The following is a 19,780-nucleotide window of genomic DNA, read 5'->3' as shown; positions in this document are numbered from 1 at the left end:
AGAAAGGGTCTGTGCCAGGGCTTGGGATTACATCAGGCCGATTTGAGAGAGGATCCCTTGGCCCGTGAGCAGCTCGGTCAAAACGCCAATTACAAAGCCCAGCATCGCCAGCCGGCCATTCCATTTTTCGGCAAAGGGCGTAAAGCCAAACTTAGCTTCTTGGTTTTCCATGGCTGCAACTCCATCAGTAGGTGATATTCCCAATGTGGCTCAGATATTAAAAAGTGTCAAGTTTTGTGTCGAGAGCTAACAAGCCGCAGGCAGCGGATCCCTAGCTGCTTTTAACAGCAGTCCAGACAGCGTCAACCAGACGTAGCTGCTCCTGCGGCAGCACTTTGAGGTACTTTAGCCTGGCAAAGGTCGCCTCATCGGGGTATATGGCTGGGTTTTGGCGATCCCGGGGGTTGATCCTGGGTAGGGCAGCAGCGTTGGGGGTGGCAAAGCGGTTGTAGTTGCTCAGTTGGGCGCCAATTTCCGGCTCCAGAATGAAGTTGATGAAGCGGTTGGCCAGCTCCGGGTTAGGAGCTTTGGCAGGGATAGCCATCACGTCAAGCCAAATGTGGGCGCCCTCGCGGGGGACAAAGTAGCCAATGTTGGGATTTTCTTCGGCAGCTTGCAGGACATCACCGCTGTAGACAACCGCCACATTGGCTGTCCCGGAGACCAGTTGATTTTTGCCGCCCACCCCGCCAATGAGACCGGCGCTGCGGCGTTTGGCTTGAATCAACAGCTCCTGAATCTGCTGCAGCTCTGCGGGAACGGTAGTACTGGGGTCAAAGCCCAGGTAGAAGGCGGCAGCCGCAAGCATAGAGCGCATCTCGTCGATCATCACAAAGGGGCCGTACTGCTGCTTAGGATCAAAGATCAGCCCCCAGGAACGCTCAAAGTTTTCCGGCAGGCGGTCTTTGCGGTAGCCAATGCCGGTGGTGCCCCACTGGTAGGGAACGGTGTAGGTGTTTTCTGGGTCAAAGGGCAAGCCGACAAACTTCTCGTCCAGGTTGCGGAGATTGGGAACGAGGTTTTTGTTGAGAGGCTGCAGCAGGCCCAGCTCCACCATGTTGGGCACAACGTAGTCGGTGGGCACGACAATGTCATACTGGCTGACGCCGCCCCCCCGCAGCTTGGCAATCATGTCCTCGTTGGACTCGTACACACTCACCACTACGCGGCTGTTAGTGGCTTTCTCAAAGGCCGTGAGAATGGCTGGGTCAATGTATTCCGACCAGATGTAGAGTTGGAGGGTTGGTTTTCGGGCAGCAGTTCCTAAGCGCCAAAAGAAAAGTAGGGCCAGTAGACAGCAGAGCAAAGCAACGGCCGTGGCAATTCTCTTTTTCATGGGCATTTTCAAACCTAGTGGAGCTGGACGTCGCCCTTACACCTAGCCATGGATCTGGAGCGATCCTGTCCAGCCAATCGCGGTTCAAACCCCTGCTCTAGCCTACCACCTGGACTTCCCCGTTGCTGTTCTCCCCAACCAAGAAGAGCAACTGATATAGCCGCTGCTGCTCGGCAGGGTTGCAGTAACGCTGTTGCTGCGCGGGCCAATCTTGGAGAGCCAGCTTCTGTTGTTCCTGCAGCCAGTTCTGCAAGCTTGAGTCGGCAGGTAGCTGGGCCTGGAGAACTTGCAAGTCGTTAAAGCGGCCCAACTGTTCCTGCAGACGCTTGAGGGCCTTCACCCAGCTTTGGAGGGTCTCTCCGTAGAAGGGGGCAAAAAACTCTAGCTGGTAGCGCAGGCGTTTGGTGGCTTTGCGCAGGTCATGCAGTTGTTCAGCCTGAGCTTCGGTTTCGGGGAAGGCCGGGATCCGCCAACCCGGCTGCAGGAACCACGCCGCCACTAGCGGCGCCAAAAGATGGGGCAAGCTCTCCTGCACAGGAAGCTGGGCCGCAGGCTGGTAGCGAGGAGAAACCAGCCACTCTTCGCAAGCAGCCTGGAACTTCAGGAAGTCCTCCTCTGCCAGAATGCGGCGGGAGTGTTTCTCGGCTTGAGCTTGGCGCCGCTGCAGCTTTTCCTTCAGCTCCTCTAGCTCCGCCTGCTGGTCTGCCGGGATCCCTTGCCAACAGGGTTCGTGGAGGATTTCTAGCAACACGTCCAGATCCCGCTGCTGGCCCAGCGTCTTGATCAACTTTCGCAAACGTTTGGGCCTGAGCGGCTTGGGCAGGCGCAGGGATCCCTGAAACACTTCCGCCCAGGTGCCGATGCGGCGCAAGCTCACCCGGATCTGATGAAGGGATTCTGCCGCCTCCGGGTGGTGCTTGAGCACTCTCCCCACATGCTTCTGCAGCCGCTGCCATTGCTGGCTCAGCAGTTGGTGGGCCAAAGCAGCTAGCGGGGGCAAGCTTGAAGACGAGAGCAAGAGTGACTCCGAGGACTCCGTCTTGCCGAGGCTCTCAGTTTTCGATTCAGCAGCAATGATGTCCACCGCAAGTCTCCCCTACCCACGACAACAACTCCAAAGAGCGGCAAGCCCCCCTGCCCTAGCCTACCCAGGCTAGCTTGAGCCGCCCCCTACTCCCCCCTTTTTAACCAAATCTTAACCTTTATCCCTGGGACAGCGTCTAGGGCCTTGGGACTGCTGTCAGCAGGCGAGGCTGGACCACCGACCAGATGCGGGCAGCCACCTCCAAGGGGGATCCCTCGGCGTCAATGCGGACAATCCGCTGCGGCTCGGCGGCAGCCAGCGTCTGGAAGCCCTGGTGGACGCGGCGGTGAAACTCCAGGCGCTCCTGTTCGAGCCTGTCGGCAAGCCCGGTTCGCGTCAGCGGGCCGGAGGCCTTTCTCGCTAGCCCCACCTCTGGCGGGAGATCCAGCCATAGGGTAAGATGCGGCTGCAGACCGCCAGTGGCCAAGTGGTTAAGCTGGCGAACCTGCTGCAAATCCAGCCCCCGTCCGTAGCCCTGGTAGGCCAGGGTGGAATCGGTGAAGCGGTCGCAAACCACCACCTGGCCGGCTGCCAAAGCGGGAAGAATACACTTTTGCACATGCTCAGCCCGGTCTGCCGCGTACAGAAACAACTCAGCCAGCGGCGTCAGGGGATCCCCATGCAACAAGATCTCCCGCAGCGCCCGGCCCAGCGCCGTCCCTCCCGGCTCGCGGGTACACAGACAGGGATAGCCCGCCTGGCGAAGCTGCAGCGCAAGCAGGGCCTGCTGGGTAGTTTTACCTACCCCCTCCCCACCTTCTAGAGTGATGAACACTTCCCCATCCCTGGCCGAAGGACTAGCGCAGCTCAAGCTGTGGCTGCAAGTCAAAGGAGTGGCCTGGCACCATCACGTACACATCGGGGATGTTGGTGGGCTGCAGGTTTTGCAGGGCCAGCCCTTCGAGGTTGGAACGCAGGGCGTTGTTGATAGTGGTTTCCAATTGGGACAAAACCTGCGCCTCGTCGCCTTGGGCAGCCAAGCCGGGAAGCTGGCTGTAGAGGGCGCGGGCCAAGCTGCTGGCCAAGGGAAGCTGGATGAGGGTGAGGTTGGATCCCCCCAGTTGGGGGCCTAGGGTGTTGGCCCGTCCGCGGATGCCCAAAGCCTGCAGGGCATTGGCCGTTTGGCTGACAGGAATGGTGCAGGTATCCACTTTGTAGATGGGCACCGAGGCCACGGTGAGGGCAGAGACACTGGTGAGTTGGACCACGGTAAAGGAGGCGGTGCCGTTGTAGGCAAAGCAAAAATCCCGAAAAGCCTCCGGCACATTGGCAGCGCGAATGGGGCGCTCATCGTCAAAGCCGCCCGACTCGGCAAAGATGTTGCGGATGGCAAACCCTCCGAAAAAAGCCAGCAGGGCCACCACCAGCAAAGCCGTCAGATCCGAGGAGGAGATCCCCCCTGAAGATCTGCCGCTGCGGCCTCCCCCTCCATATCCTCCTCTTCCCCCATAGCTGGAGGTGGAGCCATAGTCACCCCCGTAGGAGCTGGCATAGGCGGAAGAGCGGGCGGATCCCTCAAAGCCCCGGTTGCTAGAGACAAGGCGCCGGGGAACCAAGGCTTGTCCAGCAGAGCTGGGCCGAGAGGACGCCGTCCCCCTAATGCGATCAGCAGCCCGCGAAGATCCAGCAGCAGCTTCTCGGCCTGGGGTGGCCCTCTCTTTAGCCTCCTCCGCTGGCAGCGCGCGCCCGGCAAGAGGAGCGGCGGACGCCTTCCCGTCGTTCTGGGCCTCTTCATCCTCCAGCCAGTCTTCCGCACTTTCCTCAGAGGGGCCAGGACCTTCCTCCGGCAGGGGAGGTGGGGAACGCCGGCCTTGGGACTCCGAGCTGCTGGGAGCAGAGGCATTCCCTTGGCCGCTAGCAGCCGTTGCGTCTGGAAAACGGTTTGGATCGCGCTCCTCAGAGAAGGTCATTTTTCAGCCTCCCAACGCAAGACTGGCACTCCCATCTTCCTAGACCGAGTTGGACTTGCAGCCCTTTCTCCAAGCTAGCCTAGACGGCGCTCCAGGATAAGCAACTGCTCCTTGAGAGCCCTCAAGGCCTGGCCGCGGTGGCTGACGGCTTCTTTTTGCGTTGGGCTCATCTCAGCAAAAGTCAGCCCCACCTCTGGCACCCAGAAGAGCGGGTCGTAGCCAAACCCCCCCTCTCCCCGGGGCTGGGTCAAGATTTCCCCGTGGCAGAGACCCTCTACCAATGCCTGCACCTGGCCCTGGGGATCCACTACAGCGATGGCGCAGTGGAAGGTAGCTTGGCGGTTGGAGATCCCTTCCATCTCCCGCAGCAGTCGCTGAATGCGGGCGGCATCGTCAGGGGCATAGCGGGCCGAATGAACCCCAGGGGCACCCCCCAGGGCTGCCACCGCCAGGCCAGAGTCATCGGCAATGGCCCACTCCCCCAGAGCCGTTGCTACGGCCTTGGCTTTGAGAAGGGCATTTTCGACAAACGTGCTGCCGCTTTCCTCCACTTCTATCGCTGCCGGCAGGGGACGCAACTCCCACCGGGGAGCATGGGCCTGGAAAAAGGCGTGGAACTCCCGCCATTTACCGGGGTTGCTGCTGGCCAGAACTAGGGAACGGGGCATGGGGAGTGAAACTCATCTGGCTCCGCTATCTTAGCCGAGCGCTTGGCTGCAATCTGCAGGGCTACCCTCTCTGGCCGTTAAGCCCGCGCTCTCTGCTTCTCAGTGGATCTCCAAAAGCATGTTGTGCAAGGCTGTGTTGATGACGAGGGTAGATCCCCACCGTTCTACCTTTCCCCCATCCCAGTGCATGTGGCCGCAGATGTAGTAGCGCGGCTGGAGCAGATCCAAAAGGGGACGCAGAGTAGGCATGCGGCGGTGGTACCACTTGCCCCCTTCGTCCAACAAGCCCCGCGGCGGCGCGTGGCTAAGCAGCAGGTCAATGCGATGCGGCAGTTGGCTGTAAAGGGCAAGTAGCTCTTGCAGGTGACTGCGGGTAAGCGTCCAGCTCCAGCCGCAGGGAGGCGTCCAGGGCACTGCCAGCACCTGCAGCCCTAGCCACTCAAAGCAACAGGACTGGGTAATGGCCCGTCCCCAATTGCCGGCAAAGGCATCCAACACCGCGGCGGCTGGGTCATGGTTGCCAGGCAAAAAGAGCCAGGGCTTGCCTAGCCCGTCCACTGCCGCCAGGAAAGACTGCAGCTGGGCTACCTCGGCTGGGGCTGCCGGGTGAAAGCCTTGGGTGGCGTTGCGGGAGGGCTTGCCGGCCTTGGAGCAGAAGTCGCCGCAGTTGATGTAGCCATCCACCTGCGGCAGATAGGCCAGGGCCTGCCGGATCAGCCGGTCGTTGCCGTGGTAGTCAGAGCCAAGCAGCAGTTTAAGCCCCATAGCGCAGCAGCGGCGTTGGGGATCCCTGAAGCAGAGCAGCCACCTGATCCCAGGAGCTGCGGTACCAGGCCCGTTGGGCCTCCAGCTCTTCTTCCAGGGATCCCGTTGGACCAAACTCAGGGCAAGCATGCCCCAACGAACGCAGGCCCGCCACCAGGAGCGCTGGCGACAGCCACCACTGCTGGCCTAGGCGCAACAGATCCACCTGCGGATAGGTTTGCAGGTAGTGGCGCAGTTGCCGTTGTAGGGTGGCCGCGGAGGGTAGGGGCACGGTCTGCTGATGCACGGCAATGAGCGGCGCTTCGCCAGAAAGGCAGTGGAGCAGCCACTTGAGGTGCTCCAAAGAGGGGGGCCAGCTCCACAGCCACAATTGGTCGTAGCGGCGGCCCGCCTGGGGGCGGTCGTAGTCAAGAGTCAGCGGAGAGCGCCGCTCAGGTGCCAGAACCAAGGTGGGACGGCGAAAGCCGTAGAAGAGGATGGTTCCCTGCGCCTGGGGCAGGAGGTCAGAAAAGCGATCCACAACCTGCCACCGCAGCGGTCGGATGAGAGGCGGAGCAGGGCGGTAGAGAAGAAGGGGGGAGAGATCCCTTCTCTGTTGGGAGGGGGAGGATTTTCCGGGACTAGCCGCTTGGGCAGGCCGGATCCCGAGAATTTCCAGCTCTAGTTGGGTCTCGTCTTCCCACCGCTTGGCTTTGAGGGTGTAGGCAACATCAATCCGCTCGGGCAGGGGATAGGCTGCGGCCCCTCGCCAGACAGTGGCCCAGAGGGGACGGCGGCGGGCCCTGGCTCCCAGGGGAGAGCGGCAGGACTCAGGGGGATCCTGCAGCAGCAGCTTCAAGTGGCTGGGGGCATTCTCGGCTGAGGAAACACCGCCCACAGCCCCAGGTCGGGGGCCAAATCGCTGCTGTTGCAACACCTGCAGGTTGCGGCTACAGAAGACCGGCTCCGGGTTGCCGATACCGCAGGGCTGGAGGCGCTGCAGCTCTCGATGGAGATCAAGGGTGAGGTCAGCTAGCGCCACCTCCAGGTCAACCTGCACCAGGGGCCGGATTTGTTCTGGCTGCAGGCGCTGTTGGGCTAATTGTCGCAGCCGCTTTTCCAAAAGGGGCCAGTTCTCTGCTTTTAGGCTAAAGCCGCCGGCGGCTGGGTGGCCGCCATGCTTGGTAAACAGATCTTTGCAGAACTCCAGGGCCTGGAACACGTCAAACTCCGGGATCCCCTGCCGCGCCGAGCCAGTAATTTCCCCCTGGCGCGACTGGCTGCCGATAAATACTGGACAGCCAAAGCGCTCCGCCAGCCGCGCGGCCACCAGGCCAATGACCCCTTTGTGCCAGCGCTGCTGGGGGGTTCCCAAAAGGATTAACACCCGCTCCTGCGGCGGATCCCAGTCTCGTTGGGCAATCTGCTCCAAAGCCTCGGCCTCGATGCGGCTGCACATCTCCTGCCGCACCTGGTTGAGGCGTTCACAGCGGCGGGCAAGTTTCTCCGCCTGCTGGGGATCGTCGGTGGTCAGCAGTTGAATCCCCATTGCCGGTCGGCCAATTCGCCCAATGGCGTTGATGCGCGGCCCCAAGCCAAACCCTACCCACTCTGGCCGCAGCTCCTCTGTGGATCCCGTCCTTCCCATCACCGCTAAGAGGGCGCGGATCCCGGCCACTTGGGAAGTGGGCAAAAGGGCTAGCCCCTGCTGCACCCAGAGGCGGTTTACCCCTGTCAGAGGGGCCAAATCGGCAATGGTGCCCACTGTACACAGCTCCAGCGCCACTCGCCCGAGCCGTTCATCGCCGCGGCGCTCCGCCAAGGCCTGGGCCAGTAGGTAGGCCACCCCCACCCCGGCCATTCCCCGGTAGGGAGACGACTCTGGGAGCTGCTTGGGGTTGAGGATGGCGTCGGCAGGGGGCAATTGGGAGGGCAGATCGTGGTGATCTGTCACGATCACCGCCAGCCCCAGCTCTTTGGCTAGACGAATGGGCTCGTGGGCAGCAATGCCGTTGTCTACGGTGAGGATAAGGCGCACCCCTTCGCGGTGCAGCTCCTGGACTATGCGGCTGTTGAGACCATAGCCCTCCGTAAGGCGGCTGGGAATGCGGTAAACCACCGGCGTGCCCCGCAGCGCCCGCAGCAGCAGGGCTGTGCTGGTCATGCCGTCGGCATCGTAGTCGCCGCAGATGGCGATGGGCTCCTGCCGGCGCAGGGCTTTCTCCAACAGCTCCACCGCCAGGGGCAGGTCGGCGAAGTCCCGGCTGGGCGGCGGCAGGCAGGAGGGATCCGGCTGCAGGTAGTGGCGAACCTCGGCAGGGCTGCGGAGGCCGCGGTTGAGCAGGATCTGAGCCAGCAGAGGCGAAATCCCCACCGCCTCCGCCAACTGGCGCGCCCTTGGCTGGTCCTCAGGCTGGAATAGCCAGCGCTGCTCGAGGATTGCCGCCATCGCCGGAGTTAGATAGCCAAATGGCAGTGCTACAGTGAGCCTAGAGATCCTTTTTGAGCTTACTCCAAAACGCTACTCCGCTGGCTGGCTGCCGATGTACTCTCTCCTACTTACCTACAGCCTTAACCCCCTGAGGGGACTGAAGCTGCTGGTTCGATCCTCTGAGCAGGCGTCCCTGGGGAATTTGGCGCGTCAGCTCTGGAGATCCCGGCAAGGGGGGCCGCGTCTTCAGATTGCGCTAGGCCGCCTGGTGCCCGAGCAAACCCAGCCCCTTTCCCCCTGGGAGGTGCTGCTGCGCTCGCAGTTTTTCATCGCCCTCGAAGCTGCTTGGCCAGATCCCTCTCTGCCAGCTCTTCCTTCTAGCCAGGGATCCGCCATTCAGCTTGCCCGCTACACGGAAGGCTCCCAACCCTACAAGACTGAGATCATTCGCTTTTCCCTGGGAGGATCCCCTGCCCCTGCTGTCCCGCGTCGCTACAGCTACCGTCGCCGTCGCTTCTAGGGAGTGCAGGCAGCAAGCGTTGCCAAATCCTCCTCACTATACTGGAGGTAGACCTCATTGCGCTTCTCCTGTGAACGCTGGGCTGCGCCACTGCCGCCAAAGGAGAGACCGACAGTGGGCTAGGTGGCGGGGAGAGACTAGTCTCTTGCCTAGCAGGGCTTGGCCAAGGCTGACAATGGCGGCTTGGTGGGGCAGCTCCCTGGTGGCTAGTCTCCTTGCCCTGCCGCCTGCCTTTGCCCTAATCCGTTACCAAGTCCATGTCCTGGCTGAGCGACCAGAAGCCTTAGCTCAGGTGCGCAGGCAGGTGCCGGATGCCTATTTTGTGCAGGGGGATGGCCAGGTCTTCATTCTGGCGGGAACGTTTGTCAACCGCAGCCACGCCCAACGCCGCCAGGCCGAGTTGGAACAGCTAGGGCTGCCCGTGCGGGTGGTGAGCCGCCAAGACAGGGATCCACCCCTGCCGCCGGCCTTTCTTGCCCCGCCAACGGCTCCCCCTTTCGACCCGCAGCGGCCTTTTGCCACCCAAGTGCCCAACCCCAGCAGAGATCCACGGCTGGAGGAGCGGGTACGCCGCTTCTTTCCCCAGGCTATAGAGGTGCGCTACCGCGGCCAGCCTGCCCTACAGACGGGGACTTTCTCTCGCCTATCACTGGCGCAGGAACAGGCCCGTTGGCTGACTGCTCAGGGCTTGCCGGCAGTGGTCGTGTCGCTGGCAGAAGAGAATGCCGCTTCACCACCTGAGGAGCCTGCCCAAGGGGAACGCTATTGGGTGTTGGTGGCCGATCCCAGCGGCGAGAAATTGGCTGCTTTGGAGCACCTGCTGCCGGGATCCCTGCCCCTAATCTACGACAGCCGGCGGGTTGTGCGCACCGGCGGCTTTGCCGATCTGGCAACGGCCAGCGAGCAAGTGCGTTACCTAGCTAGCCACGGCTACGAGGCAGGGATCTTTCCCGCTGACCTGCGCCGCTCCCAACCTATCCTGGTTCGGGATTCTCCTCCATCCCTGCCTGCGGCTAGCTCGGCCGGGTTTTGGGTGGTGGTTCAGGCTGGCGAAGAGGCGCTGCCCAAGGTGCGGCAGTTTGCGCCCGATGCCTTTGTGCGCGGCTCAGTGATTCAGGTGGGCACCTACCGGCAGCGGGCCAATGCCGAACGGGCGCGGCGCAGCCTGGCCGAGGCGGGGTTTGATGCCCGCATTTTGCCGGTGAAGTAAATGCTCCCCCCTCAGGCCTGCCGTGCCGTGAGAGGGAGACAGGGGTGGAGTCCTAGCGAGCCTGCTTGGCCTGTTGCAGCGTTTTCTCAAACACTTCCAAAGGCTGAGCCCCCGAGAAGGCAATGCCGTTCAAGATGAAATGGGGAGTACCGCTGAGGCCCAGTTGAGAGGCCAGATCCATGTCTCGCTGCACAGCCCGCTCTGCCGCCCGGCTGCGCCGATCCCGATTGAACTTCTCCACGTTCAAGCCCAGCTTTTGGGCTGTAGCTACGTAAAACTCCTCCCCTAGCTGGGACTGATTGGCAAACAGCTCGTCGTGGAACTCCCAAAACTTGCCCTGGCGGTGAGCAGCCCAAGCGGCGCGCGCTGCCGCCATCGCCTCAGGGTGAATGCTGGTCAAGGGCAGGTGCTTGTACACCAAGGTTACCTCGTCCCCATGTCTAGCCATGAACTCCTTCAGAGTCTGATGGGCACGGGCACAGAAGGGACACTGAAAGTCGGAAAACTCCACCAAAACTAGCCGCAAGGACTCGGAGCCGGTTCTGGGGGAATCGCCAATGACAGCGCGGGGGTTCTGCCGCAACTGCTGGCCAAACTCTTCTGCTAGCTTCTGCTGTTGCCGCTGCTGCTCTTCATACTGCCGCTGCTGGTACTCCTGCACGGCCTCCAGGATCACCTGCGGATTCTTGCGGATGATCTCCAGCACCTGCTTTTCTAGCTCTGCCGGAGCTGCAAAGACAACAGGTGCCGTGCCGCTCATTCCCAGCCAAACTAGGAGCATGCCGAGCAGGCCGAGCTTGGCCAGCCCTTGTCCCCACCTGCCAAAAGCCCTCGCCAGACTTCCCATCCCAACTCCCCCTCAAGTACAAGCTTTTATTAGGCTAAGCCCAGGCAGCAGCCCTGTCTACCACCCCTTTGGGGGGTCAGGAGTGGGTGGCTTGCAAAAGCTGCTCCTTGATCCGCTGCAACTGGCTGGCCCAGCGGGGATCCGGCTCAACAGCCTCTTTTGCCTCAGCGTCCGCCTTGACACGCTGGCGCTGCTTCTTGCCTGAAGTCAACTTCTCCCCTGCCGTTTTGGAACCTTTGGCCGGTTCCCGGGCGGAGTCCTTGGCGGGGGAAGGGGAGACTGCTGCTTTGGCTTCGGCACCTTCCCGTTTCTCGCGCGGCTGGGCAAGTTCAATGCGCAAGTTGACGTCGCCAAAGCTGTGGCCGTTGAATTTCTCGATATACTGCTGCGCCTGTTCCTCAGTGCTTACCGTAACAAAACCAAAGCCGCGGCACTTGCCGGTCTTCCGATCCCGAATGACCTTGGTGGAAATGACCTCACCTGCAGATCTGAAGAGCTTCTCCAGGGCCTCGCGATCTACCTCTGCCGGCAGATTTCCAACGTACAGACGAACGGGCATAAAACCGTGAAGCTCCTTAGCGAGAGGACAGAAGTCCAGCCTGCACAGGGCCAATCCAGAAGCACCGCATAAGGCCACCTTTTAAAAATTTACCTCAACTTTTAGCCAAAAAAGTTAAGACAACCCAGCTGGTCAAGGGGATCCCTTCTAGGCTAAGCCGGTAACGTTTAAGCAATCCCGATGCAGGAAGGGACGGGCCTGAGGGCCGGTATAGTCAGCTACAAGATGGCCTCGCCCCCGCAGTTGGTAGCGGTAGGTTACTAGGCCTTCCAAGCCTACCGGGCCCCGGGGTGGCAGCTTTTGGGTGCTAATGCCCACTTCTGCCCCAAAGCCGTAGCGAAAGCCATCGGCAAAGCGGGTGGAGGCGTTGTGAAAGACCCCTGCTGCGTCCACTTCGTCGAGAAAGCGCTGGGCAGCGACGGCATCTTCGGTCACGATGGCCTCGGTGTGCCGGGATCCGTACTGTTGGATGTGGGCAATGGCCTCGTCGAGGGAATCCACCATCTTGATGGCTAGAATCAGGTCGGCGTACTCAGTGCTCCAGTCAGCTTCAGTGGCCGGGATCAGATCGGGCACCAGCTCGCGGCAGCGGGGATCCCCGCGCAACTCTACCCCTTTCTCGCGCAGCGCTTGCACGGCCAGAGGCAAGAACCGGGGAGCAATCTCTGCATGGACTAGCAGGGTCTCGATAGCGTTGCAGGCGGCAGGGTACTGGGTTTTGCTATCTAGGGTTAGCCTCACCGCCATGTCCACATCAGCAGCCCGATCCACGTACAGGTGGCACAGCCCATCCGCATGGCCCAGAACCGGGATGCGGGTATTCTCCATAATGTAGCGGACAAAGCTGCTGGAGCCGCGGGGAATGATTAGGTCCACCAGACCTTCCAGTTGCAGCAGCTCTTTAATCTCCTCGCGACGGGTGAGCAACTGCAAAGATTCCCTAGGAAAGTCGGGAACTTGCCGCAGCCCCGCCTGCAGCGCGGCCATCAACGCTTGGCAGGAGCAGAGCGCCTCCGATCCGCCTTTAAGCAGGACGCTGTTGCCCGTCTTTACCGCTAGGGCGGCAATTTGCACCAGGGCGTCGGGCCGCGACTCAAAGATGACGCCTAGCACTCCCAGGGGATAGGTGCGCCGCTCCAGCACCAGCCCCTCGTCCAGCTCGCGGATGAGGAGGGATCGCCCTACCGGGTCGGGCAGCCGCCTCACCTGCTGGACTCCAGCTACCATCTCGGCCAACTTGTGGGCATCCAACTTTAGGCGGGCATAGGCTGCAGCCGACAACTCCCCCCTTTTAACCTGCTCCGCTGCCCGCTCCAGATCTTCCCGATTGGCCGCTAGGATGGCCTCTTGCTGTTCCAGTAAAGCTGTGGCCATGGCCTCGAGAGCCGCATCCCGAATCTCAGTGGGCAAGGTGGCTGTGCGCTGGGCGGCAGCTCGAGCCGTCTGCACCTGAACTAGCAGGGAGGAGTTGGCAGTTCTTGCAGGAGCTCCAGGAGACATGGGCAGAGAGGCAACAAAACCCAACCCAAAAGGCTACAAAAAGTTCCAATCTGATGGGATCCTGGGAGCAGCCTTGCCAGAATCCCTATGCTAGCTTGGGCAAAACTGGGCAGTCCTCTCAGCAGCCTATCAGAATTTGGACGCTGCTAGCTGCCCCTAGAGGAGCCTAGTCTGGCAAAACCCAGCCCATCTTCAACCAGTACCGTGTTTTCCAGGAGAGCCGATGAGAAAACGTGGGTTTGTGGTGAGTGCAACGGCTGCCGTGGTTACAGCCGTGTCGTTGGTTGGCGTGCAGCTATCCATGCCAGGTTGGGCGGGGTTTCGCCGGGATCCCAAAGAAGTGGTGGACGAAGTTTGGCAGATTGTCAATCGGGAGTACGTCGATCCTTCCTTTAACTCCGTCGACTGGGAAGCGGTGCGCCGCGAGCTGCTCAGTAGAGAATATGCCACCCGCGAGGAGGCCTACAAGGCCATTCGCGAGGCCCTCAAGAAGCTCAACGATCCCTACACCCGCTTCTTGGATCCGGAGCAGTTTGCCAGCATGCAGATCGAGACCTCGGGGGAGCTGACCGGCGTGGGGATCACGCTGGGTGTGGATCAGGAGACCAATGAGCTGGTTGTGATCTCGCCAATTGAGGGATCCCCTGCCGATCGCGCTGGGATCAAGTCCAAGGACGTTATCGTGCGTATTGACGACAGATCCACCGAGGGCATGGACACCAATACTGCCGTCAGCCTCATTCGCGGTGAGCCAGGCACCCGGGTACGGCTAACCATTCGCCGCGAGGGAGAAGGGCTGAAGGTGTTTGACTTGGTGCGGGAGAGAATTGAGCTAGCTACAGTACGCCACGAGGCTCGCAAAGAAAACGGCCTGCTCATCGGCTATATCCGCATCACCCAGTTTTCCGGCAACGCCGCCGAAAGGGTGCGCCAGGCCATTCGCGACCTGGAAAAACAAGGGGTGGCTGCCTACGTGCTGGATCTACGGGCCAATCCTGGGGGGCTGCTCCACGCCAGTGCCGAAATTGCGCGCATGTGGATCAATCGAGGGAGCATTGTCTCGACGGTGAATCGGCAAGGGGAGCAGGATCGCCTTGTGGCCAACAACAGCGCCCTCACCGATAAGCCTTTGGCGGTCTTGGTGGATGGGGGTTCTGCCAGCGCCAGCGAGATCCTCTCCGGCGCCTTGCAAGATAACCGGCGCGCTGTGATCGTTGGCACGCAAACCTTTGGCAAGGGCCTGGTGCAGTCGGTGCATCCCCTCTCCGACGGGTCGGGGTTGGCAGTCACCATTGCCCGCTACCGCACTCCCAAGGGCACCGAGATTGACCACAAGGGTATCACCCCCGACATTGTGGTGGAGCTGTCGGAGGCAGATCTGAAGCGCCTCAGCAAGAACCGCGAACTGGTAGCCACTGCCGCTGATCCGCAGTATGCGGCTGCCATTCGCGCCCTCCAGGCCCAAATTGCGGCCCGCCGGCAACAGGCTTCCAGCGTCGTTCGTTCCTCTTCTCGGTAGGCGGTGCTAACCCTAGGTGGAAAAGGCTTTATCGTCGGCAGGCAGGGTAGGCGAGGATGGCAGGATCCATGAATTTGAACTTGGCCGGACGGGATCTGCTCAAACTCAGCGACTTGAGCCCGGCGGAGCTGGCGGCCTTGCTGGCCCAAGCGGCGGAGCTGAAGCGGGATCCCTACCGGGCAGACCTGCGGGGTCGAGTGCTGGGACTGCTATTTCAGAAGGCTTCCACCCGTACCCGGGTTAGCTTTACCGTTGCCATGGCCCAGTGCGGGGGCAGCACCCTGGACTTGGTGCCAGCGGCAATGCAAATAAGCCGCGGCGAGCCCCTGTCGGATACAGCCCGCGTCCTCTCCCGCTACTTGGACGCCATTGCCATCCGCACCTACGACCAGCGGGAGCTGGAGCTCTTTGCCGAGTATGCCGAGATCCCCGTGATCAACGCCCTCACGGATCAGTTTCACCCCTGCCAAGTTTTGGCCGATCTGCTCACCATTCAAGAGAACTTCGGGCAACTGGCAGGCCTGACCTTGGCCTATTGTGGCGACGGCAACAATGTTGCCCATTCCCTCCTGCTGGGCTGTGCTCTAAGCGGGATCCACATCCGCGTTGCCACACCCCCTGGCTACGAGCCGGATGCGGCAGTGGTGGCAGAAGCGCAGGCCTTGGCCCAGGGATCGCAGGTGCTGGTTTTGCGGGATCCCTACGAAGCCGTTGCGGGAGCCCAGGTGGTCTATACCGACGTCTGGGCCAGCATGGGCCAAGAGGATCAAGCGGCAGCCCGCAAAGCCCACTTCCTGCCCTACCAGGTCAATGCCGAGCTCATGAAACACGCAGATCCGGAGGCGATTGTGCTCCACTGCCTGCCCGCCCACCGGGAGGAGGAGATTACTGCCGAGGTTTTGGAGGGATCCCAGTCCCGCGTTTGGGATCAGGCGGAAAATCGCCTTCACGTGCAAAAGGCGCTGCTAATCCAACTGCTGGGAGCAGGGTGAGGATCCTCACCCCCGGCTCGAAGAGAGGGTCAGCGGTTGTTGGGGCGGCGGGCAGCGATCGCCAGGCTGACGTTGGGCAGCCGCTGCAGAGCATCCATGACCTCCACCACCTTGCCGTGGGAGAGGGCCAAGTCAGCGTTGATGACCACTAAGCGCCGCCCTTCAGCCGGCTTCTCGGCCAGAATGCGTTCCACCGTGGGGATCAGGGCACCAAGATTGGCAATTTTCTGCCGGTTGACAGCAATTTGGCCTTCGGCCGTGATGCTCACGGTAACGTCTGGCTGACGGCGGGCTTGGGCTGTGGAGGCCTCTGGCAAATTGACATCGAGCGCCTCTGAGCGGGTAAGCACCAGGCTGGCGATGACGAAAAACACCAAGATCGAGAAGATGACATCGATTAAGGGCACGATGTTGATCTCGGCGGGTCTGAAGTTCTCTTCTGGAATGCGCATAGGCTAGGAGGGCTCAAGCTGGAATGCGCATAGGCTAGGAGGGCTCAAGCGGGGAGTAGGGAGGAAGAGTGGAGCTGGGGCCGGGCTTGGCGTAGGAATACTGGGGAAGCTGCTGGGCTGGCATCTCTAGCCGCTGCCGATGCAGCAACTCCAGCTCGCCGCCGTACTCCTGGATCTTGGAGAGTTGCCGCAGGTACAGAGAGCGAAAGACATTGGAGATCAGCAAGGTGGGAATAGCCACAATCAACCCGAAAGCCGTCGAGTAGAGGGCTTCGGCGATGCCTTGTCCCACCCCCTGCGTATTGGTGCCGCCAATATCCCCCAGTTGGATGGAGCTGAGGATTTGGATGATGCCGGTAACCGTGCCCAAGAGGCCCAGGAAGGGAGCAACGGTAATCACCGTGTCAAAGAGAGTGTTGAAGCGCTTTAATAGCGGCACTTCGGCTGCCAGGGCTGTCTCAAGGGCCAGTTTAAAATCCTCAGGGCTGGCTTCGTTGAGCTCCAGGGCAGCCAAAAAGATGCGCGCAATGGGCAGGTCGGCATTTTGCTCCAGCAGGTACTGGGCAGCCCTGGGGTTGCGGCGGTACTGGCTGAGGGCTTGCCGCACCACCTCCTCCTGCCGATGGGTAACCTTCCACCAGAACAAGGCCCGCTCGAGGCAACAAGCCACCGAGAGAACCGAGAAGGTCAACAGGGGGATGGAGTAGTACCAACCCTGGATCAGAAGCTGCAGGACTCTAGCCATAGGATCCGGATGACCCCCTCCCAGCGGCACCTCACGCTCATCCTGTCATAGCACTTTCCCGCTAGAGCTGGGATCCCCTTTTGCTCACTTGGGGTTGCTTTCTTTCCCAGGGCAAGCTGCTGATTTTCCAGCAAGGGCGCTATCCTAAGGCGTGGAATCCAGAGGCTGCCGGCGTATTCACTGACAACCTATGCCTACTCAGCCCTTCCCCCCTTTGGCCCTCCTCAGTGTCTCTGATAAAACTGGCCTTGTCCCCCTGGCTAAGGCACTGGTCCAGGAGCACGGCTTTCAACTGGTCAGCAGCGGCGGTACGGCCAAGGTGCTCTCTGAAGCTGGGATCCCGGTTACCCCCATCTCGGCCCACACCGGTGCGCCGGAGATTCTGGGGGGACGGGTGAAAACGCTGCACCCCCGCATCTACGGCGGCATCTTGGCTCGCCTGGAGCGCCGCGAAGACCGGGCAGACTTGGAGGCGCTGGGGATCCCGCCCATCCAACTGGTGGTGGTCAACTTCTACCCCTTCGAGCCGACGGTGGCCCAACCCGGAGTGACTCTGGAGGAGGCTTTGGAGCAGATTGACATCGGCGGGCCGACGTTAGTGCGGGCAGCGGCCAAAAATTATCCCTATGTTACGGTGCTCACGGATCCCAGCCAGTACCCTCAGTATTTGCAACTGCTCTCTAGCTCCTCCAGCGAGGCGGAACGGCTGGCCTTTCGCTTCCAGTGTGCCCGCCGCGCCTTTGAGCGGGTCTTAGCTTACGACCGCGCCATCGTCAACTATCTGGCCCGCTCAGAGCTGTCCCAACCCTCTCAACCTCCAGCTTCTGCAGGCGCTGCTGAACAGGTTTTTCACCTGCAAGGGATCCCGTGGCAACGCCTGCGCTACGGGGAAAACCCCCACCAGGCTGCCACCTGGTATGTGGTGGATGCGGCTGCCCCTGGCTGGCATCGAGCCAAGCAGCTACAGGGGAAAGAGCTGAGCTACAACAACCTGCTGGATCTGGAAGCGGCCCGCGCCCTGGCGGCAGAACTGAGCATAGGACTTGCCAACGGCTCTAAGCCAGCGGTAGCGGTGGTTGTCAAGCACAACAACCCCTGTGGGGTAGCCGTTCGCCCAACCCTAGCTGCCGCCCTGGAGGCTGCTTTGGCTGCCGATCCCGTTTCCGCCTTCGGGGGCATCGTTGCCCTCAACCAAACCTTGGATGCGGAGACCGCCCGGCGGCTGGCGGAGCCTTTTTTGGAGTGCGTGGTCGTCCCGGGCTGCACGCCTGAAGCGGCAGAGCAACTGGCGGCCAAAAAGAACTTGCGGCTTTTGGTTCTGCCGGACTTTGAGGTGGGGCCAGCCCAAACCATTCGCACCTTGGCCGGCGGCTTTCTGGTGCAAGAGGCCGACCGACTGCAGGGATCCGTTCGCCAACCCTCCTGGCAGGTGGTGACCGAGCGCCAGCCTACCCCCGAGGAGTGGGCGGATCTAGAGTTTGCCTGGATAGTCTGCAAACACGTGAAATCCAACGCCATCGTCGTTGCTCGCCAGGGGCAAACCCTTGGCATCGGGGCAGGGCAGATGAACCGGGTGGGGGCCGTCGAGCTTGCCCTTCGCCAGGCCGGTCCACGGGCCGCGGGAGCGGTTTTGGCCAGCGACGGCTTTTTCCCCTTTGCCGACAGCGTCGAGGCGGCAGCCCGTGCCGGGATCCGCGCCATCATTCAACCGGGAGGCAGCATCCGCGATGCCGACTCCATTGCCGCCGCCAATGCTGCGGGTATCGCCATGGTCTGCACCGGCATCCGTCACTTTTGGCACTGAGGTCAAGAGCTCAGGGCAGACCCCAGGCTCTGGCCCGCTCTGCCAGCCAGCCCTCGGCACGCAGGTTTTCTAGCTCGCGGCGCACCCGCAGCCGCAACTCAGCATGCTCCAGCCCCTTGGGCATGGCAATGCCCAGCCCCACCGCCCCCAAGGGGGATCCCAAAAACTGAAACTGGGGGTGCTCCGCTAGCCACCCGGCCAGCACCGATCGGTCTGCTGCCCAGGCCTGCACCGATCCTTTCAAGAGCAACTCCGCCCCTTCCTGATAGGAATCCACCAGCACCAACTCGACCCCTGGAAGGTAGCGATTGAGGTGAGGAATAGCGGCAGATCCGCGCAGGACGGCAACGCGAGCGCCGCGTAGCTCCGACCAGCTTGTCCAGTTCTGGGAGCGGGCCACCACCAAGCTGGGGCCATCCTGATAGTAGGCAGAGGTAAACTCCACCTGGCGGGCCCGATCCGGCGTGATGCCAATCTGGGCAATGGCCAGGTCCACCTCCCCCGCGGCCACTGCCTGCAGCCGCTCCACGTTGGCCACCGGCACCAGCTCCACCGCCTCTCTTGACCCCAGGAGCCGGGATCCCAGCTCGCAGGCCAGCTCGATCTCAAACCCCTGCAGCTTGCCCATGGGATCGCGAAAGCCCAACGGCCTCAGGTTGTCTTTGACCGCAATTCGCACCTGACCCGAACGCACAATCTCTGGCCAGGGGCGGGCAGCCGCAGGGATCCCCCTCCCCAAGCAAGCCAAGGCCAGGCCGGCTGCCATGCAAGACCTCTGGATTGCTGCGGCCAACGGAGACCGAGACCCCATCTCTTTAGGAGGCGCGGGCCTGGCGAGCTGCTTCCACCACTTGGGTAAAGGCTTCTGGATCCAGGAAGGCCAAGCGGGCCAGCATTTTGCGGTTCAGTTGGATATTGCCTTTTTTGAGGCCGTCGATGAACTCGCTGTAGCGCAGGCCCTGGGCGCGGGTGGCCGCGTTGATGCGGGCAATCCACAGGCGGCGAAAATCCCGCTTCTTGCGCCGGCGATCCCGGTAGGCGCTGCGCAGGGCTTTCATCACCTGCTGGTTAGCCGTGCGGAACAGCTTGGAGCCAGCTCCGCGGAAGCCTTTGGCCAGCTTGAGGATCTTCTTGCGACGCTTGCGAGCAACGTTGCCGCGTTTAACTCTCATAGCAGTAACCCAATACCGGCAAGTACACCTTGCAATTGACAAGCCCAAAGACTTTTGGCTGGGCCGCAACCGGTGAGGACCTAGTGGGCGTTGGGCAGCATCAGGCGCACGTTGGCCAGATCCTGTTTGCTCACCAGGGCCACGCCAGCCAACTTGCGTTTGCGGTTGCTGGTTTTGTGCTCGAGCAAGTGGTTGTGCCCCGCCCGGCGGCGCATAAACTTGCCGTTGCCGGTGAGGCGAAAGCGTTTTGCGGCAGCCTTGCGAGTTTTGATTTTGGGCATGGGAGT

21 protein-coding genes are annotated in these 19,780 nt (G+C 61.6%); 5 read left to right on the top strand and 16 right to left on the bottom strand.

Annotated elements, in window-relative coordinates:
* Positions 1 to 27 precede the first annotated feature (27 nt).
* From NW808_RS04550 to recJ, 8 genes are all read right to left on the bottom strand, one after another.
* Positions 28 to 171, bottom strand: coding sequence for a high light inducible protein (locus NW808_RS04550; protein WP_414346668.1), 144 nt, complete (start codon positions 169 to 171; stop codon positions 28 to 30).
* Between the two features lie 100 nt (positions 172 to 271).
* Entirely contained in the window at positions 272 to 1,342 is a 1,071-nt protein-coding gene (locus NW808_RS04545) for a spermidine/putrescine ABC transporter substrate-binding protein (protein WP_414420434.1), read from the bottom strand.
* Between the two features lie 91 nt (positions 1,343 to 1,433).
* Positions 1,434 to 2,420, bottom strand: coding sequence for a CHAD domain-containing protein (locus NW808_RS04540; protein WP_414420433.1), 987 nt, complete (start codon positions 2,418 to 2,420; stop codon positions 1,434 to 1,436).
* Between the two features lie 136 nt (positions 2,421 to 2,556).
* Positions 2,557 to 3,195 (bottom strand): dTMP kinase, encoded by a 639-nt coding sequence (tmk, locus tag NW808_RS04535; protein ID WP_414420432.1) that lies wholly within the window; start codon positions 3,193 to 3,195, stop codon positions 2,557 to 2,559.
* Between the two features lie 22 nt (positions 3,196 to 3,217).
* A complete protein-coding gene (locus tag NW808_RS04530; RefSeq protein WP_414420431.1) occupies positions 3,218 to 4,330 on the bottom strand; it encodes a hypothetical protein in 1,113 nt (370 codons plus the stop codon).
* Positions 4,331 to 4,404: 74 nt separating this feature from the next.
* Complete coding sequence (rdgB, locus tag NW808_RS04525) at positions 4,405 to 4,998, bottom strand: RdgB/HAM1 family non-canonical purine NTP pyrophosphatase (protein WP_414394358.1); 594 nt, start codon at positions 4,996 to 4,998, stop codon at positions 4,405 to 4,407.
* A 99-nt stretch (positions 4,999 to 5,097) separates the two neighbouring features.
* Positions 5,098 to 5,763, bottom strand: coding sequence for a metallophosphoesterase family protein (locus NW808_RS04520; protein ID WP_414411076.1), 666 nt, complete (start codon positions 5,761 to 5,763; stop codon positions 5,098 to 5,100).
* Entirely contained in the window at positions 5,753 to 8,191 is a 2,439-nt protein-coding gene (gene recJ / locus NW808_RS04515) for a single-stranded-DNA-specific exonuclease RecJ (protein WP_414420430.1), read from the bottom strand. Before recJ ends, NW808_RS04520 begins: the two co-directional genes overlap by 11 nt.
* 94 nt (positions 8,192 to 8,285) lie before the next feature.
* Here recJ and NW808_RS04510 point away from each other — a divergent pair, with 94 nt between their 5' ends.
* Together NW808_RS04510 and NW808_RS04505 are read left to right on the top strand one after the other, a co-directional pair.
* Positions 8,286 to 8,693 carry a hypothetical protein gene (locus NW808_RS04510; protein ID WP_414420429.1) on the top strand — a complete coding sequence of 136 codons (408 nt, stop codon included), beginning with the start codon at positions 8,286 to 8,288 and terminating at the stop codon, positions 8,691 to 8,693.
* Between the two features lie 202 nt (positions 8,694 to 8,895).
* The gene (locus NW808_RS04505) at positions 8,896 to 9,903 is read left to right on the top strand and encodes an SPOR domain-containing protein (protein ID WP_414420428.1); all 1,008 of its coding nucleotides are present in this window, start codon (positions 8,896 to 8,898) and stop codon (positions 9,901 to 9,903) included.
* Between the two features lie 52 nt (positions 9,904 to 9,955).
* Here NW808_RS04505 and NW808_RS04500 read toward each other — a convergent pair whose 3' ends face one another.
* The 3 genes from NW808_RS04500 to NW808_RS04490 all read right to left on the bottom strand — a co-directional run bounded on the left by NW808_RS04500 (position 9,956) and on the right by NW808_RS04490 (position 12,809).
* Positions 9,956 to 10,750 (bottom strand): DsbA family protein, encoded by a 795-nt coding sequence (locus tag NW808_RS04500; RefSeq protein ID WP_414420427.1) that lies wholly within the window; start codon positions 10,748 to 10,750, stop codon positions 9,956 to 9,958.
* Between the two features lie 76 nt (positions 10,751 to 10,826).
* Complete coding sequence (locus tag NW808_RS04495) at positions 10,827 to 11,309, bottom strand: RNA recognition motif domain-containing protein (protein WP_414420426.1); 483 nt, start codon at positions 11,307 to 11,309, stop codon at positions 10,827 to 10,829.
* A gap of 147 nt (positions 11,310 to 11,456) precedes the next feature.
* On the bottom strand, positions 11,457 to 12,809 hold the full coding sequence (locus NW808_RS04490) for a glutamate-5-semialdehyde dehydrogenase (RefSeq protein WP_414420425.1): 1,353 nt from the start codon (positions 12,807 to 12,809) through the stop codon (positions 11,457 to 11,459).
* 223 nt (positions 12,810 to 13,032) lie between these two features.
* On the opposite strand from NW808_RS04490, the gene ctpC reads away from it, so the two are divergent.
* Together ctpC and argF are read left to right on the top strand one after the other, a co-directional pair.
* Positions 13,033 to 14,328: a carboxyl-terminal processing protease CtpC gene (gene ctpC / locus NW808_RS04485; protein WP_414420424.1), complete on the top strand. Its 1,296-nt coding sequence runs from the start codon at positions 13,033 to 13,035 to the stop codon at positions 14,326 to 14,328.
* A gap of 74 nt (positions 14,329 to 14,402) precedes the next feature.
* The gene (gene argF, locus NW808_RS04480) at positions 14,403 to 15,320 is read left to right on the top strand and encodes an ornithine carbamoyltransferase (protein ID WP_414395162.1); all 918 of its coding nucleotides are present in this window, start codon (positions 14,403 to 14,405) and stop codon (positions 15,318 to 15,320) included.
* Between the two features lie 29 nt (positions 15,321 to 15,349).
* On the opposite strand, the gene NW808_RS04475 is transcribed toward argF, so the two are convergent.
* On the bottom strand, positions 15,350 to 15,772 hold the full coding sequence (locus NW808_RS04475) for an ExbD/TolR family protein (protein ID WP_414420423.1): 423 nt from the start codon (positions 15,770 to 15,772) through the stop codon (positions 15,350 to 15,352).
* Positions 15,773 to 15,806: 34 nt separating this feature from the next.
* Positions 15,807 to 16,493, bottom strand: a complete 687-nt coding sequence (locus tag NW808_RS04470) for a MotA/TolQ/ExbB proton channel family protein (protein ID WP_414420541.1) — start codon at positions 16,491 to 16,493, stop codon at positions 15,807 to 15,809.
* Between the two features lie 214 nt (positions 16,494 to 16,707).
* On the opposite strand from NW808_RS04470, the gene purH reads away from it, so the two are divergent.
* Positions 16,708 to 18,321, top strand: a complete 1,614-nt coding sequence (gene purH / locus NW808_RS04465) for a bifunctional phosphoribosylaminoimidazolecarboxamide formyltransferase/IMP cyclohydrolase (protein ID WP_414420422.1) — start codon at positions 16,708 to 16,710, stop codon at positions 18,319 to 18,321.
* 10 nt (positions 18,322 to 18,331) lie between these two features.
* Here purH and NW808_RS04460 read toward each other — a convergent pair whose 3' ends face one another.
* From NW808_RS04460 to rpmI, 3 genes are all read right to left on the bottom strand, one after another.
* On the bottom strand, positions 18,332 to 19,087 hold the full coding sequence (locus tag NW808_RS04460) for a transporter substrate-binding domain-containing protein (RefSeq protein ID WP_414420421.1): 756 nt from the start codon (positions 19,085 to 19,087) through the stop codon (positions 18,332 to 18,334).
* Positions 19,088 to 19,136: 49 nt separating this feature from the next.
* Entirely contained in the window at positions 19,137 to 19,493 is a 357-nt protein-coding gene (gene rplT / locus NW808_RS04455) for a 50S ribosomal protein L20 (RefSeq protein WP_011431584.1), read from the bottom strand.
* Between the two features lie 80 nt (positions 19,494 to 19,573).
* Positions 19,574 to 19,774, bottom strand: coding sequence for a 50S ribosomal protein L35 (gene rpmI / locus NW808_RS04450; RefSeq protein WP_414395125.1), 201 nt, complete (start codon positions 19,772 to 19,774; stop codon positions 19,574 to 19,576).
* Positions 19,775 to 19,780: the final 6 nt, after the last annotated feature.

This window comes from Synechococcus sp. W70.1, assembly GCF_047461515.1.
Classification (GTDB): Bacteria; Cyanobacteriota; Cyanobacteriia; order Thermostichales; family Thermostichaceae; genus Thermostichus.
Note: the sequence above shows the minus strand (reverse complement) of the source record. Positions and strands in the feature narration are given on the sequence as shown.